The 7,168-nt window shown below is 29.4% G+C and carries 6 protein-coding genes and 1 pseudogene; all 7 read right to left on the bottom strand.

The window, feature by feature from the left end; genetic code table 11:
• Nucleotides 1-492, bottom strand: a 492-nt coding sequence (locus VLM92_RS15750; protein WP_325277270.1) for a DUF2812 domain-containing protein, incomplete at its 3' end; no start/stop codon positions are given.
• 3 nt (nucleotides 493-495) lie between these two features.
• Complete coding sequence (locus VLM92_RS15745; protein ID WP_325277269.1) at nucleotides 496-828, bottom strand: PadR family transcriptional regulator; 333 nt, start codon at nucleotides 826-828, stop codon at nucleotides 496-498.
• Between the two features lie 223 nt (nucleotides 829-1,051).
• Nucleotides 1,052-1,552 carry an anaerobic ribonucleoside-triphosphate reductase activating protein gene (nrdG, locus tag VLM92_RS15740; RefSeq protein ID WP_325277268.1) on the bottom strand — a complete coding sequence of 167 codons (501 nt, stop codon included), beginning with the start codon at nucleotides 1,550-1,552 and terminating at the stop codon, nucleotides 1,052-1,054.
• Nucleotides 1,553-1,569: 17 nt separating this feature from the next.
• Nucleotides 1,570-3,699, bottom strand: coding sequence for an anaerobic ribonucleoside-triphosphate reductase (gene nrdD, locus VLM92_RS15735; RefSeq protein ID WP_325277267.1), 2,130 nt, complete (start codon nucleotides 3,697-3,699; stop codon nucleotides 1,570-1,572).
• Nucleotides 3,700-3,869: 170 nt separating this feature from the next.
• Nucleotides 3,870-5,528, bottom strand: a complete 1,659-nt coding sequence (gene hcp / locus VLM92_RS15730) for a hydroxylamine reductase (RefSeq protein WP_325277266.1) — start codon at nucleotides 5,526-5,528, stop codon at nucleotides 3,870-3,872.
• Nucleotides 5,529-5,693: 165 nt separating this feature from the next.
• A complete protein-coding gene (locus VLM92_RS15725) occupies nucleotides 5,694-6,767 on the bottom strand; it encodes an SIR2 family protein (protein WP_325277265.1) in 1,074 nt (357 codons plus the stop codon).
• 179 nt (nucleotides 6,768-6,946) lie between these two features.
• A pseudogene (locus tag VLM92_RS15720) lies at nucleotides 6,947-7,168 on the bottom strand (hypothetical protein); the annotation flags it as partial.

Below are 7,168 nucleotides of genomic sequence, written 5' to 3'. Positions count from 1 at the left end.
AAAATATCCAAATAGACAAAGTAAAGCACATGCTAAATTTAAATATGCAGTCCAATAGTAGGATACATTTTTACCTATATAATGGGATATATTTATTCCAAATACTAAAATGTTCATTATCCCTGCAATCAATACTACTTTTTTCTGAGAATTTAATCTACCTAAATATCTTCCCTGTTCATTTTTTATTATTAGATCTGTTTCTACTTTACTCTCTGCCCGAAAGTAATAATAACCATTGCTATTGTCTATATAATCAAGACCCGCATCTGAATACATAAGCTTATATTCATAAGCATCTAAATTATACGATTCTTTTAAATCTATAAAATATGTGTAGTTTTTAGGCTCTCCTTTCTTAAATATATAGTAAGTTGCAAAATTTATATTTACTAGGTGATATCCTTGCCTAGACATTTCTGATAGCCATGCAGTTTCTTTTTCTTCTTGACCTACTAAAAATAATCTAAATACTTTCTTATAGCCTTCCATTACCTACGCCTCCAAATTATTTATTATTTCTTTACCATTGTCTACTAATAAGTTTAATCTTTCATATTCTAGTTTTAAAATTTCTTTTCCTAGGTTTGTTAGTTTATAGCTTTTTCTTCTTTCATCTTCTGTTATTACCTGTTCTATTATCTCATCTTTTACTAGCTTACTCGTAGCTCCATACAAAGTTCCTGGACCTAATTTAACCTTCCCATTTGTCATTTCTTCTACATTTTGCATTAACTTATATCCATGTATAGGTTCTACCATAGATAGGAGAATGTAATAAGTTGCCTCTGTTAACGGAATGTATTTTCGAATTATTTTTTCACTCATATTTACCACCCTTATTAATTTATATAAATTTTATATATCGTCTTCTGTTCTATCGTCATACAATATATCATCTATCGATATATCGTATATCAATATAGTATTCATATGGTACAAAAACGTTAACTATATAATAAAATTTTTATATAAAAAATAAGGTGTGCGAATTTAATAAATTCACACACCTTATTTTTACTGTCATATATTTCATATTAATCATTTATATTTAAGCTTCATAAAGCACTATAGTATCATGTTTTAAATATTTTTCTACATTTATAACTCTTTGGTTTGAAGATCCTCTTAGCATTATAGATAAGTTTTTTTTATCTTCTTCAAACTTTCCATCAACTAATACATCTATATATTTTAATATTTCTCTTTGACTTTCATCAAAGTCTTCAATAACATATCCTGTCCATACATATATCATTTTTTGTGGATAAACTTTTTTAAATTCTTTACAAAGCATTATTACTCCATCTATATTTTGAGGGCATAGCGGTTCGCCTCCTAATATTGATAGATTTCTTTTAACATTGTTTTTATTTATATTATCAATAATGTAATTTAAATCATTATCGCTAAATTCTTTTCCACCTTCAAAGTCCCAAGTTTCTACGTTGAAACATCCTTTGCAATGATGAGGGCATCCTTGTGTCCAAAGAGACATTACTATTCCTAGACCATTTGCTATGTCGTTGTCTTTTATTTTAGAAAACTTCAATTATATCACTCCAAATCCTATAAGTGTAATACTCTTTGTCCTATTTCTTGAGTTCTTCCTTTGCCCCACATATTTGCACCAATGTAGCCACAAGTTCTTCTCATAACTTGCATTTCGTCTTTATCTTTATTTCCACAGTTTGGACAATACCAGTTTAAAGTATCATCAAGTTTTATTTCACCTGTATAATTACACTTGTAACAAACATCTGGCTTAGTGTTTATTTCAGCGTATTGTATATTGTGGTATATATAATTTATTATTTGTTCTACTGCTGGTAGGTTTTTACTCATATCAGGAACTTCTATATAACTTATACATCCACCTGAACTTATATCATGGAACTGACTTTCAAATGTAAGCTTTTCAAATGCGTCTATTTCTTCACTTACATGTACATGATATGAGTTTGTATAATACATTCTATTAGTTACATTTTCAATTTCTCCAAATTTTTGCTTGTCTATTCTACAAAATCTTGAAGTTAAACTTTCACCTGGAGTTCCGTATAATCCAAATCCAAGACCAGTTTCTTTTTTCCAATTTTGGCATGTATCATTTAAATGATGCATAACCTTTAGTGCAAATTCTTCTCCTTCTTTAGTAGTATGACTAACACCTAGCATCGCTTGTGTCATTTCATATATTCCTACGTATCCTAGAGAAAGAGTTGAGTATCCATTCTTTAGTAGATGATCTATTTTTTCGCCTTTTTTAAGTCTTGCGATTCCTCCATTTTGCCAGTGAATTGGAGATACATCCGACGTTGTTCCTAGTAAAAGGTTGTGTCTAACCATTAAAGCTTCTTTACAAAGCTTTAGTCTTTTATCTAGAACTTCAAAGAATTTGTCCATATCTTTGTTTGCTGTTAGTGCTACTTGTACTAAATTCAGAGAGATTACTCCTTGGTTGAATCTTCCATACCATTTATAATTTCCATTTTCATCTTTCCATGGTGACAAGTGCGAGCGACATCCCATGGGTGGGAATGTATTTCCTTCATAATTTTTCCTCATTATCTTTGCACTTTGATAATCTGGAACAAGGCGCTTAGTGTTACATTTAGCCGCTAGCTTTGTAATGTAATCATATTTACCACCTTCTAAGCAGTTATGCTCATCAAGTAAATAAACTAACTTAGGGAACTCTTCTCCTATCTCTTGCCCCTTGTAATTTTTCATTCCTTCTAATCTTTGAACTATCATTTCTTCACAAATTAAAGCCATTTCTTTTTCATATTCATTACCTTCTTCAATCTCTAAGTAAATAGTAGAAAATGGAGATTGACCATTGCTACTATATAAAGTTGACAATTGATATCTAATCGTTTGTATTCCTGCTCTTAATTCATCAGTCATTCTATCTTCAGCTAGTTCACAAGCTACTTCTTCTGAGTATTTTTCTTTATACTTTTTAAAATATTTATCATATGACACTCTTAAAAATGGTGCTATATGCTTTATAGTTATAGAGTTTCCACCGTATTGCCCACTAGCAATTTGAGCTATTATTTGTGTTACTATTGTACATGCTGTAGAAAAAGACTTTGGAGATTCTATTAACTTATTGTTTATTACTGTTCCATTTTGTAGCATGTCTTCTAAATTTATAAGCATACAGTTATGAATTGATTGCATTGCATAATCCATATCATGATAATGAAGCACCCCTTCATCATGTGCTTGTACTATATGTGCTGGTATTAATTTTCTTCTTGCTATATCTTTTGAAATTTCACCTGCTATTAGGTCTCTTTGAGTTGCTGCAAGGATTCCATCTTTATTAGAATTTTCGTTTATAACTTCTTCATTACTTCTATCTAAAAGTCCAAGTACACTATCATCAGTAGTATTTACTTCTCTTTTAAATGATTGTACTGCTCTATATCCTTCGTAAGCTTTAGCAGTTAATTGTTGTTTATAATTTATTAGTTTTGTATACACCATTTCTTCTACTTGGTATACAGTTGGTGAAAGATCTTTTTCAAAGTAGTAATCTTTTATTTCATTAGCTATTTTTTTAGCTATTTCTTCTTCATATATTCCACTGCCATATTTCATGGCTTTTAAGATTGCATTTTCAATTTTTTCTTTGTCAAATTGCACAATACTTCCATCTCTTTTTATTACATTTAATTTTGTAGTCATAAAACTCTCCTTTTGTCTGTTGCCTCTTACGTCTTGTTGAACTATATATAGTACAACGTTGTTTATTTTATACTATATATAGTACTTAATCAAGTTTTATTACAAAAAAAGAAAAAAGACTATCTTTGTTAAATAGTCTTTTTTCTTAATATAAAACGAATGAAAATTCTTTACTTCATTGGCACCTCTAAGCATGATGCTAAATCTTTTTCTGGAGTGCTTATAGGTTTTATATCAAATGAATCAACTAAGTATTGAAGTACATTTGGACTTAAGAACGCTGGTAAACTAGGTCCAAGATACATTCCTTTTATACCTAGTGATAATAATGCTAATAAATCAGCCACAGCTTTTTGTTCATACCAAGATAATATTATAGAAAGTGGTAAGCTATTTACATCTGTATCAAATGCATCAGCTAATGCTAGAGCTATTTTTACTGCTGAATAAGCATCATTACATTGACCTACATCTAATAATCTTGGAAGTCCTGCTACCTCTCCAAATTCTAATTTATTGAATCTATATTTACCACATGCTAATGTAAGTATTATACAATCTTTAGGTACTTGCTGTGCAAATTCAGTATAATAATTTCTTCCTGCTCTTGCTCCATCACATCCACCTATTAAGAAGAAGTGTCTTAATTTACCAGATTTAACTGCATCTATTATAGCACCTGCATTGCTTAAAGTAGCATTGTGACCAAATCCAACTAATATTTCTTTTGGCTCTTGGTCTTCTTTAAATCCACCAAGTTCTAGTGCTTTATTTATTATTTCACTAAAGTCTTTTTGACCATCTGCATTTTTGTCTATATACTTAACTCCGTCCCATCCTACTACACTTGTTGTAAATATTCTATCTTTATATGAATCTCTAGGCTTCATAAGACAGTTAGTAGTCATAAGTATACATCCTGGTATATTATCAAATTCTTTTTGTTGGTCTTGCCATGCCCCACCAAAGTTTCCTACTAAGTGAGGATATTTATTAAGTTCTGGATATCCATGACAAGGTATCATCTCTCCGTGAGTATATATATTAATTCCTTTTCCTTCTGTTTGTTTAAGTAGCATATCTAAATCTTTTAAATCATGACCTGAAACTACTATAAATGGACCTTTTTTAACATGAACATTTACTTTACGAGGAGCTGGATTTTTATAAATTGTAGTATTTGCTTCGTCTAGCTTTTGCATAACAGCTACACTCATATCTCCTGTTCTTATAGTCCATGTTATTAAGTCCTCTAGTGTTAATTTATCATCTGTAGTAGCAGCTAATGCTCTAAAATAAAATTCATCCACTTGATCATTATAATATCCTAATGCTCTTGCTTGATGTCCATATGCACTTATACCTTTTAGTCCATATATTATTGTTTGTCTTAAAGAACGTATATCTGCATCTAAATTTTGATCATACATTATTCCTGCTTTTTTAGCATCTTCTAGCATTTGACTTCTAGTATCACTTAAGTTATATGTAGCTTGCTCACAGCAATCTTTACAACTTGTTGCTTTACTTCTTAATGATTGCTTTATTTCTTGAGATTGTCTAAGCATTTTCTCATGAACATCACCATCAAAGTTAACATTTGTTAAAGTTGTAAATAAAGCATTTTCAACAAAACTAACTATGTCTTTTTCTATTTTTTCGCCTTTTTCTATTAAATCTTTTGCATAACAACTAATACCTTTTACTTGATATATAAGTAAATCTTGAAGTGCTGCTATTTCTGGTGTTTTTCCACAAACACCTACTTTAGTACAGCCCTTTCCACCTGCTGTTTGCTCACATTGATAACAAAACATTGGATAATCCATTTTAAAATCCTCCTTTTAAGGTTTTATACACTATAGTATTCACCATTGTTTTTGTATATTATTCTAAAATGATTCAAAATTTCCATCAACTAATATATATATGTTTTTTGAACCAAAATATAATATATTATCATCAAAAAAAGAGCCAAATATATTATTAGCTCTTTAATTTAAATACTTAATAGGGTCTTTTGCAAAATCTTGAAAAGAGTTTCTTGTATAAACTACATCTTCACCTAAAAATCTTTTATATCTATCTTCTTCCTTTTTCAAAGAGTATTCTTTTTTAGCATCATAATTATTAAAAACCATAATTTTTAATGGTGATTTTTCTCGGCTACTTTGAACTCTTTTTAACATATACTTTATATGTATATCTGCATCTGCAAAAGAATATCCACAAAATACTAATACGTCACTTTTTCTTAAAGTTTTTTCTACATTTCTCCATACTGTAGATATAAATACGTTAGACATATTTTTAAAGTACGTTGGAGGTATAATTATAGGAACTGTAATTTCTTTACATTCTAAACATTTTGCTTCTTTAATATTATCAAGCAATCTCATAACTCCACCTTCATAAGGAGTAAGTGTTAAGCTATTACAAATAGGACAGTATAGCCAATTAAGGGAACCATGTATCTTATAAAGTTTCACACAAGGTTCTACAGGTTTTTCCCATTCATTCTCTAAGTAGAAGTTTGTAAAGTCAACCCCATAATCCAACATAATATGTTGTTTTTTTTCGCTATATAACGACGCAATAGTATTGTCTATATGTATATCATAGTTAGCACTAATAAATGTAGTATTTTCTAGTAAGTTTTCTTTTAAAAGATTATCCACTAGCATTTTATGATATTCATTTCTTCTTCCTTCACTTTTATGTATAGCCTTAGCCATAAGTAGTATTAAATATTGTCTTAAAAATCTTATACTAGCACTTTTTTTATTAAGTGTTTCTAATCCAAAATTTTTAAATGATTCTCTTCTTTGTTCTGCTAAATCTAATAGACCTAAAACTTCTTCAAATGTAGGGAAATTCACTTTTTCCATATCATCATTTATAACATCAATATTAAACATTTGTTTAAAGAATTTATATAGTTCTTTATTCATATAATTATCAAAATCTTTAGGTGTTAAGCTTTTAAAATACTCGCTAAATAATTCATTTTGAATAGGTGAGTTTTCTGCAGCCGAAGCACCAGCTCCAAGAAATATACATATATTCATTATACTTCCTCCAAAAATTCACTTTGCTCATATCTCCCATACAGTATATTAAAATTTACTTTGCTCATATCCTTCCTCAGGGTTGGATTTATAAATCCTTAACATTAAAAATAAGTATAAGGACTACTTATATAATCCCTATACTTATTATATGATTTGAATTTAATTTTATTTATACATTATTTTAATAATTCATATACAGAAAGTGCATAAATTTCTGTAGCTTTCATAAGGTCTTCTATACTTATATATTCATTCGCTTGATGTTCTGTTTTTGGTTTCCCAGGAAATACAGATCCAAATGCTACACAGTTATCTAATGCTCTTGCATAAGTAGCTCCCCCTGAAGAGTGTGGTGTTCCATCAAGTTGTGTTTCTTGCTCAAATACTTTTCTTAAAGT

The organism is Romboutsia sp. (assembly GCF_035470145.1).
GTDB lineage: Bacteria > Bacillota > Clostridia > Peptostreptococcales > Peptostreptococcaceae > Romboutsia_D.
This window is presented reverse-complemented; position numbering and strand designations above follow the sequence as displayed.